Source organism: Coprococcus sp. AM100_B19A (genome assembly GCF_027662015.1).
Lineage (GTDB): Bacteria > Bacillota > Clostridia > Lachnospirales > Lachnospiraceae > Allocoprococcus > Allocoprococcus comes.
Genome location: NZ_JAQDKN010000014.1, coordinates 68,573 through 86,270 on the forward strand (window position 1 = coordinate 68,573; position 17,698 = coordinate 86,270).

Consider the following 17,698-nt stretch of genomic DNA (forward strand, 5'->3'; position numbering starts at 1 on the left):
TTTTCGGAAGAAAAATTATATGATGTTTCTAAAAGACTTAAAGAGGTATCAAATGGAACGACTATACGATAAATTAAAAGCATATTCCGAGAGCGATTTTTACGCATTTCACATGCCGGGACATAAGAGAAACAAGGCACTTCTTGGAATTGAACTCCCATACGATCTGGATATCACGGAAATCGATGGTTTCGATGATCTGCATCACGCAGATGGTATTTTAAAAGAAGAGCAGGAAAGAGCCGCAAGGGTATTTGGGGCAGAGGAAAGTCATTTTCTGGTAAATGGAAGTACTGCCGGAATTTTAAGTGCAGTGATGGGATGTACGCACCGGGGAGATAAGATTCTGGTGGCACGCCATTGTCACAAATCCATTTACCATGCAATCTATATGAATGGTCTTGTACCGCGCTATGTGTATCCGGAATTTGATATTTCCATGCATATGAACGGGGAGATCAGCAAAGAAGATGTGGCAAAAGCACTTGCTGCAGAGCCGGATATCAAAGCCGTTGTGATCGTATCTCCAAATTATGATGGCGTGGTATCGGATGTGAAAGGAATTGCAGAAGTGGCACATTCGTATAGGATTCCACTGATCGTAGATGAAGCACATGGACCGCATTTCGGATTTCATCCGGTATTTCCGGGGCGCGCAAATGATCTGGGAGCAGATGTGGTGATCAATAGTCTGCACAAGACATTGCCGTCCCTTACCCAGACAGCGATCCTGCATATCAATGGGAAATTTGCAAATCGTAGAAGAATTAAGAAATATCTGGATATGCTGCAGAGCAGCAGTCCGTCGTATATTTTCATGGCAAGCCTGGATGCCTGTGTAGATTTCCTGGATGGAAAATGTGAGGAAGCATTTGAACTTTATGTAGAAAGGCTGCAAAAGTTCAGAGAAGAGCTGGAACCATTACAGCATTTACAGATTCTCCGTACAGAACATTATGATATTTCCAAAGTTGTGATTTCCACAGCAAATGCAAATATTACAAGTCCGGAGCTTGCGGAACGGCTGCGAAAAGAATATCATCTGGAAATGGAAATGACCGGAGGAACCTATGTACTTGCGATGACGACCGTGGCAGATACGCAGGAAGGACTGGACAGGTTAAAAGCTGCGTTACTGGAAATAGACGGTCAGCTGGAAGGAAAAACAGCCGTTTCCGGAAGCACAGAGATTTCCGGAGAGCTTCCGAGACTGGAGCAGTATTTTACACTGCAAGAGGCAGAGGACCGGGAGGAAGACGGAGAAGCAGAAGAGATTCCGTGGAAGGAAAGCGAAGGATATATTTCTCTGGAATACGCTTATCTTTATCCACCGGGAAGCCCGGTTATCGTACCGGGAGAGCGGATCAGCCGGGAAGCAGTAGAACTTCTTTGCTATTATGAAACACAGAATCTCCAAATAGAAGGAATACAGACGGAAGGCAAGATAAAGGTGTGGAAACATGAGTAAAATATATTATCTGATGGGAAAAAGTTCAACGGGGAAAGACACAATCTACAAAGAGCTGAGAAAAAGAATGCCACAGTTAAAAAATGTAACGATCTATACAACCCGTCCACGGCGTGAGGGAGAAAAAGAAGGCGAAGAATATTTTTTTACAGACGAAACTGAACTTGAAAAGTTCAAAACAGAAGGCCGATTGATCGAAGAACGTGCTTACAATACAGTTTATGGTATCTGGCACTATTTCACCGCTGATGACGGGCAGTTCAATTTTGAACAAAAAAATCAGGATTATCTCATGATCGGAACCCTTGAATCCTATGAAAAATTGAAAACCTATTTTGGAAACGAAAAAGTAGTTCCACTTTACATCGAGGTAGAAGACGGAGAGCGCTTAACCCGCGCCCTCGCCCGTGAGAAAACCCAGAAAGAACCCAAATACGCCGAAATGTGCCGCCGTTTCCTCGCCGATTCCAAAGATTTCTCCGAAGAAAACCTCGCCCACGCCGGAATCACAGAACGCTACGAAAACACAGACCTTGAAGACGTACTTGAGAAAATCTGTAAGAAAATACTAAAAAAGCAGAGTCAGCTATAAACCATACAAAACTCAACCATTCATAAATAACACCGATCTCAACACCCCAGTGAGACAGGCCCACCTGTTCAGATGAATCCTGCATTGAGAAATTCTTGAAACTTAAATAAGATTTTATAATGTAGTGGAGTTAAGACACAGAAAAAGACAAAAATTATCCTCTGGATCTGCGAATTTTGCACTATGGAACCGAGACTTAATCAATTGTGGAAGCCATTGCTGACACAATTGATGCTTTCAAAGGCTCGGTGGAATGGTTAGTGCAACTGAGCATAGCCAGAGGATAATTTTTGTCTTTTTCGTCTCTTTTACTACTACACGTATGACTCTAATTCAAGAAGTTCTCAATAATCACCCCTTCTGCTTCCTCTTCCGTCATTCCAAGAGTCCGCAGCTTGATCAACTGCTCATCATTGATCCTTCCGATTGCAGCTTCATGGATAATAGCCGCATCCACATGCTTCGCATTGATCTCAGGAATTGAACTTACTTCTGCATGATCCATGATAATAGAATCACACTGAACATGTGCATGGCAACGGTTCTTTCCGACAGCCCTCGGATGGAAGATCTGTCTGGATTCGCCTTTTGCGACCGAACGGGATACGATCTGCGCAGAGCTGCCTTCTCCGAGCAGTTCCACCATCATATTTGAAGTAGCTTCCTGTTTTCCATGTGTCATCAGTTTTTCAATGACATAAAGCTTGGAACCGGCTTCCAGATGTACATTATTTTCACGAACCGTAGAATCGACTCCTTTGATCTGAGCAGTATCCAGCGTAAATACAGAATTTTCACCAAGATAAACTTCGGTAACAGGATTGAGTACACGGGCTCCGGTGCCTTCGCCCTCTCCATAATGCTTTTCTACATAGCGTACATTTGCATTTTTTTCCACATGGAAAGTATGAATACCATCATGGCGGCTTTCGTTACATCCGCTGTTGTGGATACCACATCCGGCAACGATGGTTACATTTGCACCTTCTGCTACATAAAAATCATTGTAAACAACGTCCGTCATTCCGCTTGCGTCAACAACAACCGGAATATGAACTTCTTCGCCGTCTGTTTTTCCATCGATGAAAATATCGATTCCCGGCTTGTCCTGTTTTTTCTTGATTTTAATATGCTCACTGTCTCCGTGGCAGAGAGCGATTCCATTATGTCGTAAATTGAATGCACCGGACTGTGTAAAACCGGTGTCATCGATCTGTGCTAATACTTTTTCTGTAATTTTATCCAATAAAGTCATTGTATGTTCCTCCCCTGTTATCTACATTTCAGACAGCTGTAAGAATCTGCTGTCTTTCCTAATAATTGTGGAAGGATATCCGCAGTCTGTCCGATCGAAGCGATCTTTCCGCCTTCGATTACCATGATCCGGTCAGCCATCTGGATGATTCTTTCCTGATGGGAAATAAGAATAAGACTCTGCTTTTTCTCTTTGTGCATTTTTTCAAACTGTTCGATCAACATAGAAAAACTCCAGAGATCGATTCCGGCCTCCGGTTCATCGAAAATACAGAGTTTGTGCGGCTTTGCGAGAACGGTTGCAATTTCCAGACGCTTCATTTCACCGCCGGATAAGGTTCCGTCTACTTCACGTTCAATGTATTCGTTGGCACAAAGTCCAACGGTACTTAAAAGTCTGCAACAGACATCTCTTGTCAGATCTTCTCCAGCCGCAAGTGATAAAAGCTTGCTTACCGTCATTCCTTTGAAGCGCGGTGGCTGCTGGAATGCGTAACCGATTCCGGCTTCTGCCCTGTGATTGATATCATAATCACTGATATCGGTTCCGTCTAAGATGATCTGTCCGGCACTTGCCTGGTCAATCCCCATTAGCACTTTTGCAAGTGTGGATTTGCCACCTCCGTTCGGACCGGTGATCACCAGCATTTCTCCGTCTTCTACGTTAAAACTGATATTTTCTACAATGCTGCGTTCTATTCCGTTTTCATTCACCTGGAATGTAAGATTTTTTACTTCCAGCATGAGTTCATCCCCTTTCTGTGTAAGAAACTTATATAAAGTTTGTCTGGTTGAAAAATTTATATTCATAAATTGTATGATGTAAGTATCAAAAGAATAAATTGCGTAACAATGGAGCAATCTGATTACATCATTGGATACAGAATCTTTATATATTTATGTCTATTATAAAACATATCGAAAAAGTTGTCATCTTTTATTATTGAAAAGCATACCTGCAAAGCGAAATTCGCAGAATTTTCAGAAATAATTCAGAAAGACCACAGGAATTTGCTCTAGGTATCTGCATAAATTTATGTTATACTAATGGAATAGTAAGAAAGAAGAGGGTGATAATATGTCAGGATTTAAAGATGTCGTAGGACATAGCGAGATCATTCAGTATATACAGAACGCGGTTACAGAAGATAAAGTATCACACGCTTATATTCTGAACGGCGAGAAGGGATCAGGAAAGAAGATGCTTGCAGGTCTTTTTGCACAGACTCTGCAGTGCGAAAAGGGCGGAACAGAACCGTGCTATGAGTGCCATTCGTGCAAGCAGGCAGTCAGCGGCAATCATCCGGATATTATCTGGGTAACGCATGAAAAGCCGAACAGCATCAGTGTAGATGATATCCGGGTTCAGATCAATGGGGATATTCAGGTGAAGCCTTATAATGGAAAATACAAGATCTACATTGTGCCGGATGCAGATATGATGACTGTACAGGCACAGAATGCTCTGTTGAAGACAATCGAAGAGCCACCTGCTTATGCGGTAATTCTGCTTCTTACAGAGAATGCGAACAGTCTGCTCCCAACGATCTGCTCAAGATGCGTTATGCTGAAGCTCCGTAACATTAAGGATCAGCTTGTGAAAAGGTATCTGATGGAGCAGCTTCAGGTTCCTGATTACAAGGCAGACGTGTGTACTGCATTTGCACAGGGCAATATTGGAAAAGCTGCTATGCTGGCAGGCTCTGAGCATTTTAATGAAATTAAAGATGAGGCAGTTCGTCTGCTGAAGAATATCGATACCATGGAACTCGGTGATCTGGTGGAAGCTGTGAAACGGATTTCCGCTTACAAGATTGAGATCACAGATTATCTGGACATCCTTATGATCTGGTATCGTGATGTTCTGATCTATAAAGCAACAATGAATATCGACAGACTGATTTTCGGTGAAGAGATCGACAGTATCAGGGAGCGTGCGAAAAAGAGCTCTTATGAAGGAATTGAGACAATTCTGGAAGCACTTGAGAAAGCAAAGGCGAGACTGCGCGCCAATGTCAACTTTGATCTTGTCATGGAACTTCTTCTGTTGACAATAAAGGAGAACTAGGGAATGACAAAAGTAATTGGAGTCCGTTTTCGGACTGCAGGAAAGATCTATTTTTTCTCACCGGGCAAATTTGAGGTGAAGCGTGGCGATCAGGTAATTGTAGAGACTGCGAGAGGAGTAGAATTCGGTAACGTTGTGATGGGACCGAAGGAAGTGAAGGATGAAGAGATCACCCAGCCTCTTAAGACAGTGATCCGCCTGGCGACAGAGGATGACCGCCGTGTAGAAGAAAAGAATCGCAAAAAAGAAAAAGAAGCATTTCAGATTTGTCTGGAAAAGATCCACAAGCATGAGCTGGAGATGAAGCTGATCGATGCAGAATATACCTTTGACAACAATAAAGTGCTGTTTTACTTTACCGCAGACGGAAGAATTGATTTCCGTGAACTGGTAAAGGATCTGGCAGCGGTATTCCGTACCAGGATTGAACTTCGCCAGATCGGTGTAAGAGACGAGACGAAGATCCGCGGAGGAATCGGGATCTGTGGACGAGAGCTTTGCTGCCACACCTATCTGTCTGAGTTTGCACCGGTTTCAATCAAGATGGCAAAAGAACAGAATCTGTCGCTGAACCCGACTAAGATTTCAGGTGTATGTGGCAGACTGATGTGCTGCCTGACAAATGAGGAAGAGACATACGAGGAACTCAACAATAATCTTCCGTCTGTAGGTGAGTCAGTGACAACTCCGGAAGGCCTGAAAGGTGAAGTACAGTCATTAAGCGTACTGCGTCAGCTTGTCAGGGTTATTGTAACTTTGGACAATGATGAGAAAGAAATCCGTGAATATCCGGCAGCTGACCTGAAGTTCAAACCGCGCCGCCGGAAAAAGGATGTGAAACTTTCCAAACAGGAAATGAAAGAGCTTGCAGCTCTGGAGAAAGGTGAAGGAGCGTCAAAGTTAGATGACAAATAATCTTAAGCCGGGAGAACGGCTCGATGATTTACAGATAAAAGGCTATGAGATCATCCAGAGCCCGGGGCGGTTCTGCTTCGGAATGGATGCAGTGCTTTTAAGTGCCTTTGCCAAAGTAAAAGCGGGAGAATGCGTTCTTGATCTTGGAACAGGAACGGGAATTCTCCCGATTCTTTTGGCTGCAAAGACAAAAGGAAAGCATTTTACAGGGCTGGAGATCCAGGAAGAGAGCGCAGATATGGCGCGCCGGAGCGTCCGGCACAACCAGCTTGAGGAGCAGATCGACATTGTGACGGGAGATATCAAAGAAGCGTCACAGATATTTGGACACGGTTCCATGGATGTGATCACAACGAATCCGCCGTATATGATCGGTGGGCATGGGCTTGCCAATCCGGAGAGTGCCAAGGCGATCGCAAGGCATGAAGTCCTTTGTACATTGGATGATATTATCCGGGAAAGTGCGCGGACTTTAAAAGCCGGAGGCAGATTTTACATGGTACACAGACCGTTCCGGCTTGCCGAGATCCTGACGGCAATGTGCGAGGCGAAGCTGGAGCCGAAGCGGATGCGCCTGGTGTATCCATATGTGGATAAGGAGCCAAACATGGTTTTGATCGAGGGAATCCGTGGCGCGAAATCGCGGATGACCGTGGAGCCGCCGCTGATCGTTTATGAGAAAGATGGCAGTTATACACGGGAAATCCTGGAACATTACGGAATGACAGGGACTGGAAAGGAGTAACTATGGCAGGAACATTATATTTGTGCGCAACGCCGATCGGCAATCTGGAGGATATGACGTTCCGGGTGATCCGGACGCTGAAAGAGGTTGACCTGATTGCAGCGGAAGATACCAGGAACAGTATTAAACTGCTGAACCATTTTGAGATCAAAACACCGATGACCAGTTATCATGAATATAATAAGATAGACAAAGGACATGCTCTGGTGGAGAAACTTCTTGCAGGGACAAATATTGCACTGATCACTGATGCCGGCACACCGGGAATCTCAGATCCGGGTGAGGAACTGGTGAAAATGTGCTATGAAGCCGGAATTACGGTCACTTCCCTTCCGGGAGCCGCTGCCTGTATTACGGCACTGACACTTTCCGGGCTTTCCACCAGAAGATTTGCATTTGAAGCATTTCTTCCAACGGACAAAAAGGAAAGACAGGCAGTCCTGGGTGAGCTTGTAGATGAGACAAGAACGATGATCGTTTACGAAGCACCGCACCGTCTGGTGAGAACCTTGAGAGAGTTTGGAGAAGTTCTTGGCGGGGACAGACATCTGACTGTGTGCCGGGAACTTACAAAAAAGCATGAGACTGCATTTCGCACCACGTTTGCGGAAGCGGTTTCTTATTACGAGAGCAACGATCCGAAGGGGGAGTGTGTGCTTGTGATCGAGGGCAAGAGCCGGGAGAGCATTTTACAGGAAGAGCGTGCGAAATGGGAAGAAATGACGGTTCAGGAGCATATGGATTACTATACGAATCAGGGAATTGATAAGAAAGAAGCCATGAAAAAGGTGGCGAAGGACCGCGGAGTCGGAAAGAGGGACATTTACAAAGAACTGTTGTAAGGCTTTCGTCAATTTGTACACCTTCTTGAAAAATCTTTGTTCAACCCGGTCATAGACCGATGAAATAAAAACAGATATACTTTATTTCAGAAACAAGAACAGCGACAGTGTGTAAGAAGCGCACAAAGATTTAGGAGGAAAAATAAATGGCAAGCTTATCATTAAAGCATATTAACAAAACATATCCGAACGGATTTGAAGCAGTTAAAGATTTCAACCTTGAAATTGAAGATAAAGAATTTATCATTTTTGTAGGACCATCTGGATGTGGTAAATCTACCACACTTCGTATGGTCGCAGGTCTGGAAGAGATCACAAGCGGTGAACTCAAGATCGGTGACAAAGTGGTAAATGATGTAGAACCAAAAGACAGAGATATCGCGATGGTATTCCAGAACTATGCTCTGTACCCACATATGACTGTATATGATAACATGGCATTCGGACTTAAATTAAGAAAAGTTCCGAAACCAGAGATTGATAAGATGGTTCGTGAAGCAGCTAAGATCCTTGACCTTGAACCACTGCTTGACCGTAAACCAAAAGCTCTTTCAGGTGGACAGAGACAGCGTGTTGCTATGGGACGTGCAATCGTTCGTAATCCGAAGGTATTCCTTATGGATGAACCACTTTCCAACCTGGATGCTAAACTTCGTGGACAGATGCGTATCGAGATTTCCAAACTTCATCAGAGACTTGGTACAACAATCATCTACGTAACACATGACCAGACAGAAGCTATGACACTGGGAACCAGAATCGTAGTTATGAACGCAGGTGTTGTTCAGCAGGTAGATACACCACAGGTACTTTATGATACCCCATGCAACCTCTTCGTTGCAGGATTCATCGGATCACCACAGATGAACTTCCTTGATGCTGTATGCCAGAAGAAGGGTGACAAAGTTGTCCTCAAAGTTGGACCGGCTGATATTGAACTTCCACCGTCAAAAGCAAAGAAACTTATCGATGGAGGATATGAAGGAAAGACTGTTGTCCTTGGAATCCGTCCGGAAGATGTACATGATGAGCAGATGTTTATCACATCTTCACCGAATACAGTTATTCAGGCTAAGATCCGTGTATATGAAATGCTTGGTGCTGAAGTTTATCTCCACTTCGATTATGAAGGAGCTACAATGACAGCCCGTGTTGATCCTAGAACAACAGCAAGAACAGGGGATACAGTTACATTTGCATTCGATGCTGAAAAGATCCATGTGTTCGACAAAGAGACAGAAAAGACAATTACAAACTAAGATATGAAATTATTTGCCGGAGTTTCCGATTTTGGAGACTCCGGTTAAAATTTTCTTGACAATCGGGCTATTCGTGGTATATAGTTACGTTAATAAAGGGGAGTAACCTACGCAAGGGAATCCGCGTTTGTGGTGTCGTCAGTACGGTGGAAGCATCCGGTGCCACAAGAAAATGGTGAGACTTTTATTGCATTATTTGTTGTGCAATAAGGGTTTCTTTTTTTGTACATTTTTATCGAAAGAGAGCTTCGTTGCATAAGAAATTCAGGAATGTGAATACTCAAAAACAGGAGGCGGAAAGGATGAAAGAAATTTATCAGTCATCGGTAAAAGAAGTGCTTGGACAGATGAGAAGCAGAGAAGAGGGACTTACGATAAAAGAAGTGGAAAAGTCCCGTGAAAAATGTGGATGGAATGAGCTCGCGGAGGGAAAGAAAAAAAGTGTGCTGCAGATTTTTTTGGAGCAGTACAAGGATTTCCTGGTGATTATCCTGATCGCATCAGCGATTATTTCAGGAATTTTAGGAGACGCAGAAAGTGCGGCAGTTATTGTGATCGTCATTACAATGAATGCGATTTTGGGAACCGTGCAGACGGTAAAAGCAGAGCAGTCGCTTCAGAGCCTGAAAAAGCTTTCAGGACCGGAGGCGAAGGTTCTCAGGAATGGTACGGTGACACCGATTCCGGCAAGAGAACTGGTAGTTGGAGATGTGATCCTTCTGGAAGCCGGGGATTATGTTCCGGCAGACGGACGATTGATCGAGAATGCAAGTCTGAAAATCGATGAAAGTGCACTGACCGGGGAGAGTCTTGCGGTTGAGAAGAGCCTGGATGAAATCGAAGAGGAAGTGCCGCTTGGTGACCGGAACAATATGTTATTTTCGGGAAGCTTTGTTACTTACGGACGTGGAAGAGCCGTTGTGACAAGTGTAGGTATGCAGACAGAAGTCGGAAAGATTGCCGGACTTTTGAAATCAACATCTGAAAAGCAGACTCCGCTTCAGGTGAATCTGGAAGAGTTCGGAAAGAAGCTTTCGGTTCTGATCCTGGTATTTTGCGGAATCTTATTTGGAATCAGTGTATTTCGTGGAGAAAATATCGGAAGCGCGTTTATGTTTGCAGTAGCACTTGCGGTTGCAGCAATCCCGGAGGCATTAAGTTCAATTGTAACAATCGTCCTTTCTTTCGGAACGCAGAAGATGGCCAAGGAGCATGCAATCATTCGAAAACTGCAGGCGGTAGAAGGTCTTGGAAGTGTCTCCGTGATCTGTTCGGATAAGACCGGAACTCTCACGCAGAATAAGATGACTGTTGAAGATTATTATATAGAAGGCAGAAGAATCCGGGCAGATGAGATTGATATGGTAGATTCGGCACAGAGATTTCTGCTTGATTGCAGCATTTTATGTAACGATTCTACCAATGAAAATGGAGTGGAAATCGGAGATCCGACAGAGACAGCGCTGATTAATCTGGGAAGCCGCTATGGAGTGGAAGCTGCAGAAGTAAGAGAAAGTTATCCAAGAGAAGATGAGATTCCATTTGACAGTGACCGGAAAATGATGTCGACGCTTCACCGGATAGACGGCGAAAACCGGATGATCGTCAAAGGTGCGGTTGACCGTCTCCTGGATCTGACAGACCGGATCTGGACAGAAAATGGAATACGGGAGATTACAAAAGAAGATAAAGAAAAGATTCAGAGCCAGAATCAGGAATTTTCAATGGAAGGTCTTCGAGTGCTGGCATTTACCTTCCGGGAGATTCCGGAAGAACATCTGCTGACCGCAGAGGATGAGGACCATCTGGTATTTCTCGGAATGATCGCGATGATGGATCCGCCGAGGGAAGAGTCAAAAGCTGCAGTAGAAGAATGTATCAAAGCAGGCATCCGTCCGGTGATGATCACGGGAGACCATAAGATCACGGCAGCAGCGATCGCAAAACGGATCGGCATTTTAAAGGATTTATCCGAAGCCTGTGAGGGCGCGGAGATTGAAAATATGAGTGACGAGGAGTTGCGGGGATTTGTCCCGAAGATTTCTGTCTATGCAAGGGTTTCGCCGGAACATAAGATCCGGATCGTCCGTGCATGGCAAGAGCGTGGAAATATTGTATCGATGACCGGCGACGGTGTCAACGATGCACCGGCTCTTAAGCAGGCAGATATAGGTGTTGCAATGGGAGTAACCGGAACAGAAGTTGCCAAAGATGCAGCGGCGATGGTACTTACAGACGATAATTTTGCCACAATTGTAAAAGCAGTGGAAAACGGACGAAACTTATACCGTAATATCAAGTATGCGATCCAGTTTCTGTTATCGGGAAACTTCGGTGCAATTCTCGCTGTTTTATATGCATCGATCGCAGGACTCCCGGTTCCGTTTGCACCGGTTCATCTGCTTTTTATCAACCTGCTGACTGATAGTCTCCCGGCAATTGCACTGGGAGTAGAACCGCATACCAGTGATGTGATGAATGAGAAGCCAAGACCGGCAGATGAGTCGATCCTGACAAAAGATTTCCTGTCAAAGATTGGTCTGGAAGGACTGGTGATCGGTGTAATGACGATGATCAGTTTCCTAACAGGATATCATCAGGACGGTGCACTTCTTGGAAGTACTTATGCATTTGGAACGCTCTGTCTTGCACGGCTGTTTCACGGATATAACTGTAAATCAGATCATCCGGTGATTTTTACCAAACGGTTTTTCAATAATAAGTGGATGCAGGGCGCATTTGCACTGGGAGCAATTCTGATCACGGCTGTACTTACAATTCCGGGGCTGCATCAGGTGTTCAAAGTAGAAACATTGAACTTTGAACAGCTGGGGACTGTCTACCTGTATGCATTTGCCTGTTTTCCGATCATACAGCTTCTGAAGTGGGTACGTGGAAAATTATCTGAGTAACAATATGGGAAAATGCTTACTGGTTGTAAGGGGATTAACCATAAATATGTTGTAGTAGAATGGAGAAAATAGTGGATTTTAGTAAATTATCTATAAAAAAAATCCGGGAATTGATCGTATTTACAGCGCTGATCGTAGTTGCATTGTGGAAATTTGATGTGGTTTTTGGCGTGATCAAGGCGGTATGGGGGATTATTTTTCCCTTCGCTCTTGGCGGTGCGATCGCGTTTGTGATCAATGTTCCGATGAGCTTTCTGGAGAAAAAATTATTTGGAAAGGCAAAAGAGAAAGGAAGTAAGGCGGCAGAAAAGCTTGCAAGACCGATCAGTCTTCTTCTTACGATCGTACTGGTAGTGGGGGTGATCGTGCTTGTCATGTTCGGTCTGATTCCGCAGCTTACGGCAACAATTGGAAGTCTGATGAACAGTATTGCAGAATTTATTCCGCAGATGCAGAGTTGGGTACGGGAATTTACGCACAATAACCGGGAAATCATGGATCTTGTGAACCAGGTGGAGTTCAATCCGAATAAGGCAATCCAGTGGGGGATGAGTATTCTCGGAAATGGTGCGGGAAATTTTATGAATACAACGATGACAGCGGTTGGCTCCATCGTCAGTGGAGTTACTACATTTTTTATTGCCTTTTCCTTTGCCTGCTATATTCTTTTCCAGAAAGAAAAACTGCATGTGCAGGTGAGAAAAGTGTTTTTCGCGTTTATTCCAAAACGAAAAGCAGAAGTGATTCTTGAAGTCTGTTCCCTGACCTACCGTACCTTCGCAAACTTCCTTACCGGACAGTGCCTGGAAGCAGTCATCCTCGGAAGTATGTTTGTAATTACATTAAGTATACTGAAAATGCCGTATGCACTGCTGATTGGAATCATCATATCCTTCACAGCCCTGATCCCAATCTTTGGAGCTTTCATCGGCTGCGTACTTGGCTGCCTCCTAATCTTCATGGTGAGCCCGAAACAGGCAATCCTTTTCATCCTTGTATTTCTGATCCTCCAGCAGATCGAAGGTAACCTGATCTACCCACACGTAGTCGGCAGCTCCGTAGGGCTTCCCTCCATCTGGGTCCTCGCTGCAGTCACCATCGGCGGTAACCTTCTGGGAATCATAGGAATGCTCATCTTCATCCCATTAGTGTCCGTACTCTATACCCTCTTCCGGGAATATGTGTATTTGCGTTTGAAAAAACAACACATTAAGAAAGTGACGAAAACTGAAGTGGAAGAGTATACCCAAGAAGAAATTGACAAAATGAAAGAACTATACGAAAAAGAGCACCCTGAAAAATGTCTTGAATAAGGAAGCAATTTCATACATATAAATGTATTGAAATCGCAGCAAAAGCCTGCAACTTTGAGATGCAATCTCAAAGAGCAGGCTTTTCGACTCCCCATTTATAGTTTGGCGGAAAAGTATGACTTGTAGAATGTCAGCCGGGCGGAAAATAAATTGTGTTCAAATTCAATTTTTTGTGCAATGGAGACGAAACTCAGGAATCGTGGAAGCCATTGCTGAACACGATTCCTGAGTTTCGTCGGAATGGTTTGCACAACTTGAATTTGAACACAATTTATTTTCCACCCGGCGTCCCATCTCCAACACTTTTCCCCATCCAAGAAAGGAGAAAAAATGCTCAACTACCTGTGGTCGGGAATGATTCTTATTGGCATCCTTTTTGCCGCTTTTTCCGGAAAAATGTCGGATATCACAATCGCCGCCTTAGATTCCTCCAAAGAAGCTGTCACACTCTGTATTACCATGATGGGCGTCATGTCCTTCTGGACCGGACTCATGGAAATCGCAGAAAAATCCGGCATTCTGAAAACGGCAGCTGACTGTCTTTCCCCTCTGATCCATTTCCTCTTTCCAGAACTTCCAAAAGATCATCCGGCAGAAAAACCAATTGCAGCAAACATCATTGCAAATGTACTCGGACTTGGCTGGGCGGCAACTCCGGCAGGTCTTGAAGCAATGGAAGAGCTTCAGAAGCTGGAAGAAGACCGCCGCCTTGGAAAAGCGGCAGGACCGGTAAGAAAAAGAGGCGTTGCAAGCAATGAGATGTGTACCTTCCTGATCGTAAATATTTCTTCACTGCAGCTGATCCCGGTGTCGGTGATCGCCTACCGGAGCCAGTACGGAAGCGTGAATCCGACAGCCGTTGTTGGACCTGGGATTGCGGCAACGGCGGTCAGTACCGGGGCGGCGATTTTGTTTTGTAGGATAATGGACCGGAAAAGCTAGAATTTTTGTAGCTTTTTGTAACATACCTTGACTAAAGTACAAAAAAACGCTATAATCAATATCACGGCAAAGCTTTAAACCATTGAAGTTTAAACCGCTAAAGTTTAAAGCTGTAAAGCAAAAACGGAAAAAGTTTGTTCGAAAAGAACATAGATGGAGGTATGTTATTATGAAAGCAAGAAAAATTTTAGCAGTATCACTTACTGCAGCAATGACACTGGCACTTGCTGCCTGTGGCGGAAGTTCATCAGACAAAGAATCTTCTTCAAAGGATTCATCAGACAAGGTATATAAGATCGGTATCTGCCAGCAGCTTGAGCATGCAGCTCTTGACGAGGCAACCAAAGGATTTGAAGAAGCCTGTGAAGAAAAATTCGGAAAAGACAAAGTGAAGTTCGATCTTCAGAACGGACAGGGCGAACAGGCAAACTGCGCAACCATCGTAAACAATTTTGTGGCAGACAATGATGACTTGATCCTTGCAAATGCAACAACTGCTCTTCAGTGTGCAGCAGCTGCAACAAGCACGATCCCGATTCTTGGAACATCTGTTACAGATTATGCAACTGCTCTTGATATTTCTGACTGGACAGGATCAACAGGTATGAACATTTCAGGAACCTGTGACCTTGCACCGATCGATGAACAGGAAGCAATGCTTAAAGAGCTCCTTCCGGATGCAAAAACAGTAGGTATCCTTTACTGTTCAGCAGAACCGAACTCAGCATACCAGGCGAAGAAGTTCGAAGAAGCACTCGACAAAGATGGAATCAAATATAAAGAATACACAGCAGCAGACTCTAATGAAATCCAGTCTGTAGTAACAAGCGCAGTAGATGAGTGCGACGCACTTTACATCCCAACCGATAATACAATGGCATCTAACACAGAGATTATCAACAATATCTGTCTTCCGGCAAAAGTACCGGTAATCGCAGGAGAACAGGGAATCTGCTCAGGCTGTGGTATTGCTACTCTTTCTATCAGTTACTACGATATCGGATACAGAGCTGGTGAAATGGCTTACGAAATCCTCGTAGACGGAAAAGACATTTCAACCATGGAAATCGAAAGTGCACCAAAAGTTACAAAGATGTATAACAAGACAATCTGTGACGAACTTGGAATCACTGTTCCGGACGATTACGAAGCAATTGAGGAATAATCAGTATAGAAAGAGGCAAGAACAATGTATTTAGCAGCTTTAGATCCGATGTCTCTTGTGCGTGCACTTCCGGGAAATGTAGCGCAGGGGATTATCTGGGGAATTATGGCGCTTGGCGTTTATATCACCTTCCGCATTCTGGATTTTGCGGATTTGACGGTTGACGGATCGTTGGCTACAGGTGGAGCAGTTGCAGTTATGCTGATCCGCGGCGGTATGAATCCGGCACTGGCACTTCTTTTCGCATTTCTGGCAGGTATGGTAGCTGGATTTGTGACAGGTATTTTACATACGTTTTTTGGAATTCCGGGCATTCTGGCCAGTATTCTGACGCAGATCGGACTTTACTCGGTGAATCTCGGAATCATGGGAAAATCCAATCAGGCAGTCAATGTTATGCAGTATAAATTGGTTGCATCGCTTCGTTATGTGACCGGCGAAGGAAGTGAACTGTTTTTTGTAAAGCTGATCGTGGCAGCACTTATCCTGATCGCAATTATTTACTGGTTCTTTGGAACTGAGCTTGGTGCATCGATCCGTGCAACCGGATGTAACCCGCAGATGGCAAGTGCACAGGGAATTAATACAGGCTTTACAAAGGTTCTGGCGCTTATGATCTCCAACGGACTTGTGGGACTTTCCGGCGGAATTTACGCACAGTACCAGGGAGCAGCCGATGTTAATATGGGACGAGGTGCCATTGTAATCGGACTTGCAGCCGTTATCATCAGCGAAGTTATTTTTGCAAAATTCTGTGCAGGCAGAAAAGCAGCCTTTGCATTTACACTGGGAGCAATCTTTATCGGAGCGATTATTTACTATATTGTAATCGCACTGGTATTGTGGCTGAAGATGCCTTCTGATTATATGAAACTGTTCTCAGCGGTAGTGGTTGCATGCTTCCTTGCAGTTCCGTACATGAAGGGTAAATATTTTACAAAGAAACGGAGGACTGCATAATGGGATATATGTTGGAAATCCAGAATATTCATAAAACCTTTAATCCGGGAACGATCAACGAAAAGGTCGCACTTAACGGAGTGAATCTGAACCTCAATCCGGGTGATTTCGTGACTATCATCGGTGGAAATGGTGCAGGAAAATCCACCACACTGAATGCGATCGCAGGAGTGTGGTCTGTAGACGAAGGAAAGATCATCATTGACGGAGTGGATATTACAAAGCTTTCAGAGCATAAAAGAGCACTTTATCTGGGAAGAGTTTTCCAGGATCCGATGACTGGAACTGCGGCAACCATGTCGATTGAAGAAAATATGGCGATCGCAGCCAGACGTGGCGAGCGCAGAGGTCTGGGATGGGGCATTACGAAAAAAGAGCGGGAGCGCTATAAAGAAGCCCTGAAAGAACTTGATCTTGGACTGGAAGACCGTCTGAGCAGTAAAGTCGGACTTCTTTCTGGCGGACAGCGTCAGGCGATCACTCTTTTGATGGCGTCTCTTAAGAAGCCAAAACTTTTACTTCTGGACGAGCATACTGCAGCACTTGACCCGAAAACTGCGGCGAAGGTACTTGCCATCTCCGATAAGATCATTCAGGAGCATCAGCTTACTGCAATGATGGTAACACATAATATGAAAGATGCCATTGCGCACGGCAACCGCCTGATCATGATGCATGAAGGAAAAATTATCTACGATGTATCAGGAGAAGAGAAGAAGAATCTGAAGGTTGCAGATCTGCTGGCGAAGTTTGAAGAAGTCAGCGGCGGCGAGTTTGCGAATGACCGGATGATGTTGTCGTAAAGAATATTTTGAAAATGAAATAATAGTAGAAAACAGGAACGAGGTTTTACGATTGATGTAGAGCCTCGTTTTTTTGCACGTCTTGTTTAAATGTACTATTAAAAAACAGAGCAGATTCTGAAATACTATAAAATTATAGAGAATACCTATTAGTAATACAGGATAGGAATTATCAATGAACCTCTTAAAAAATCCGGAATGGAAGAGAAAGAGGCAGAAGAAAGCCAAAGGACATTCCGTTGCATGCCATAGGGCGAAAGAAATCTTGTAAAGAAAATTGACATAAAAGTGTAAAGATGCTAGTATAATAAATAGAAAAGGTGCTACCGATGACGGTTCGCCTGATATTATTTGGTTATTAAAAATAACCGCTCATGTTTTCTCAGGACGATGGGCGGTTATTTTTGCGTGTGCGCCTAGCGGCGCACGTTTCTAACGGGTTAAAGTCCCGAATCCACCC

General features: G+C 44.2%; 15 protein-coding genes. 13 read left to right on the forward strand and 2 right to left on the reverse strand.

What is annotated here, in order from left to right; translation table 11 throughout:
* Positions 1 to 52: 52 nt before the first annotated feature.
* Positions 53 to 1,468: an aminotransferase class I/II-fold pyridoxal phosphate-dependent enzyme gene (locus tag PGQ33_RS13210; protein WP_270205871.1), complete on the forward strand. Its 1,416-nt coding sequence runs from the start codon at positions 53 to 55 to the stop codon at positions 1,466 to 1,468.
* A complete protein-coding gene (locus PGQ33_RS13215; protein WP_270205872.1) occupies positions 1,461 to 2,060 on the forward strand; it encodes a guanylate kinase in 600 nt (199 codons plus the stop codon). The genes PGQ33_RS13210 and PGQ33_RS13215 overlap by 8 nt, the downstream gene beginning before the upstream one ends.
* 328 nt (positions 2,061 to 2,388) lie before the next feature.
* Here the strand turns inward: PGQ33_RS13215 and PGQ33_RS13220 are convergent, their stop codons facing one another.
* Positions 2,389 to 3,315, reverse strand: a complete 927-nt coding sequence (locus PGQ33_RS13220) for a SufB/SufD family protein (RefSeq protein WP_270205873.1) — start codon at positions 3,313 to 3,315, stop codon at positions 2,389 to 2,391.
* A 17-nt stretch (positions 3,316 to 3,332) separates the two neighbouring features.
* Complete coding sequence (locus PGQ33_RS13225; RefSeq protein ID WP_022220430.1) at positions 3,333 to 4,058, reverse strand: ABC transporter ATP-binding protein; 726 nt, start codon at positions 4,056 to 4,058, stop codon at positions 3,333 to 3,335.
* Between the two features lie 334 nt (positions 4,059 to 4,392).
* Here PGQ33_RS13225 and holB point away from each other — a divergent pair, with 334 nt between their 5' ends.
* From holB to PGQ33_RS13280, 11 genes are all read left to right on the forward strand, one after another.
* Entirely contained in the window at positions 4,393 to 5,382 is a 990-nt protein-coding gene (gene holB / locus PGQ33_RS13230; RefSeq protein ID WP_117824643.1) for a DNA polymerase III subunit delta', read from the forward strand.
* Between the two features lie 3 nt (positions 5,383 to 5,385).
* Positions 5,386 to 6,297: a PSP1 domain-containing protein gene (locus PGQ33_RS13235; protein WP_117558723.1), complete on the forward strand. Its 912-nt coding sequence runs from the start codon at positions 5,386 to 5,388 to the stop codon at positions 6,295 to 6,297.
* Positions 6,287 to 7,042, forward strand: a complete 756-nt coding sequence (locus PGQ33_RS13240; protein ID WP_117558725.1) for a tRNA1(Val) (adenine(37)-N6)-methyltransferase — start codon at positions 6,287 to 6,289, stop codon at positions 7,040 to 7,042. Before PGQ33_RS13235 ends, PGQ33_RS13240 begins: the two co-directional genes overlap by 11 nt.
* A 2-nt stretch (positions 7,043 to 7,044) precedes the next feature.
* A complete protein-coding gene (rsmI, locus tag PGQ33_RS13245) occupies positions 7,045 to 7,884 on the forward strand; it encodes a 16S rRNA (cytidine(1402)-2'-O)-methyltransferase (RefSeq protein WP_270205874.1) in 840 nt (279 codons plus the stop codon).
* 146 nt (positions 7,885 to 8,030) lie between these two features.
* Positions 8,031 to 9,143, forward strand: coding sequence for an ABC transporter ATP-binding protein (locus PGQ33_RS13250; protein WP_117558729.1), 1,113 nt, complete (start codon positions 8,031 to 8,033; stop codon positions 9,141 to 9,143).
* 302 nt (positions 9,144 to 9,445) lie between these two features.
* Positions 9,446 to 12,055: a cation-translocating P-type ATPase gene (locus PGQ33_RS13255; RefSeq protein ID WP_270205875.1), complete on the forward strand. Its 2,610-nt coding sequence runs from the start codon at positions 9,446 to 9,448 to the stop codon at positions 12,053 to 12,055.
* 71 nt (positions 12,056 to 12,126) lie between these two features.
* Positions 12,127 to 13,368, forward strand: coding sequence for an AI-2E family transporter (locus PGQ33_RS13260; protein WP_270205876.1), 1,242 nt, complete (start codon positions 12,127 to 12,129; stop codon positions 13,366 to 13,368).
* A gap of 330 nt (positions 13,369 to 13,698) precedes the next feature.
* Positions 13,699 to 14,310 (forward strand): nucleoside recognition protein, encoded by a 612-nt coding sequence (locus PGQ33_RS13265; protein ID WP_270205877.1) that lies wholly within the window; start codon positions 13,699 to 13,701, stop codon positions 14,308 to 14,310.
* 169 nt (positions 14,311 to 14,479) lie between these two features.
* On the forward strand, positions 14,480 to 15,475 hold the full coding sequence (locus PGQ33_RS13270) for an ABC transporter substrate-binding protein (RefSeq protein WP_195250647.1): 996 nt from the start codon (positions 14,480 to 14,482) through the stop codon (positions 15,473 to 15,475).
* A 24-nt stretch (positions 15,476 to 15,499) separates the two neighbouring features.
* The gene (locus PGQ33_RS13275; RefSeq protein WP_270205878.1) at positions 15,500 to 16,435 is read left to right on the forward strand and encodes an ABC transporter permease; all 936 of its coding nucleotides are present in this window, start codon (positions 15,500 to 15,502) and stop codon (positions 16,433 to 16,435) included.
* Between the two features lie 8 nt (positions 16,436 to 16,443).
* Positions 16,444 to 17,238 carry an ABC transporter ATP-binding protein gene (locus PGQ33_RS13280; protein ID WP_172679847.1) on the forward strand — a complete coding sequence of 265 codons (795 nt, stop codon included), beginning with the start codon at positions 16,444 to 16,446 and terminating at the stop codon, positions 17,236 to 17,238.
* Positions 17,239 to 17,698: the final 460 nt, after the last annotated feature.

Excerpts from the sequence above, each read along its gene's own strand:
- PGQ33_RS13210 (WP_270205871.1), top strand. The coding sequence starts at position 53 with ATGGAACGACTATACGATAAATTAAAAGCATATTCCGAGAGCGATTTT.
- PGQ33_RS13215 (WP_270205872.1), top strand. The coding sequence starts at position 1,461 with ATGAGTAAAATATATTATCTGATGGGAAAAAGTTCAACGGGGAAAGAC.
- PGQ33_RS13220 (WP_270205873.1), bottom strand. The coding sequence starts at position 3,315 with ATGACTTTATTGGATAAAATTACAGAAAAAGTATTAGCACAGATCGAT.
- PGQ33_RS13225 (WP_022220430.1), bottom strand. The coding sequence starts at position 4,058 with ATGCTGGAAGTAAAAAATCTTACATTCCAGGTGAATGAAAACGGAATA.
- holB (WP_117824643.1), top strand. The coding sequence starts at position 4,393 with ATGTCAGGATTTAAAGATGTCGTAGGACATAGCGAGATCATTCAGTAT.
- PGQ33_RS13235 (WP_117558723.1), top strand. The coding sequence starts at position 5,386 with ATGACAAAAGTAATTGGAGTCCGTTTTCGGACTGCAGGAAAGATCTAT.
- PGQ33_RS13240 (WP_117558725.1), top strand. The coding sequence starts at position 6,287 with ATGACAAATAATCTTAAGCCGGGAGAACGGCTCGATGATTTACAGATA.
- rsmI (WP_270205874.1), top strand. The coding sequence starts at position 7,045 with ATGGCAGGAACATTATATTTGTGCGCAACGCCGATCGGCAATCTGGAG.
- PGQ33_RS13250 (WP_117558729.1), top strand. The coding sequence starts at position 8,031 with ATGGCAAGCTTATCATTAAAGCATATTAACAAAACATATCCGAACGGA.
- PGQ33_RS13255 (WP_270205875.1), top strand. The coding sequence starts at position 9,446 with ATGAAAGAAATTTATCAGTCATCGGTAAAAGAAGTGCTTGGACAGATG.
- PGQ33_RS13265 (WP_270205877.1), top strand. The coding sequence starts at position 13,699 with ATGCTCAACTACCTGTGGTCGGGAATGATTCTTATTGGCATCCTTTTT.
- PGQ33_RS13270 (WP_195250647.1), top strand. The coding sequence starts at position 14,480 with ATGAAAGCAAGAAAAATTTTAGCAGTATCACTTACTGCAGCAATGACA.
- PGQ33_RS13275 (WP_270205878.1), top strand. The coding sequence starts at position 15,500 with ATGTATTTAGCAGCTTTAGATCCGATGTCTCTTGTGCGTGCACTTCCG.
- PGQ33_RS13280 (WP_172679847.1), top strand. The coding sequence starts at position 16,444 with ATGTTGGAAATCCAGAATATTCATAAAACCTTTAATCCGGGAACGATC.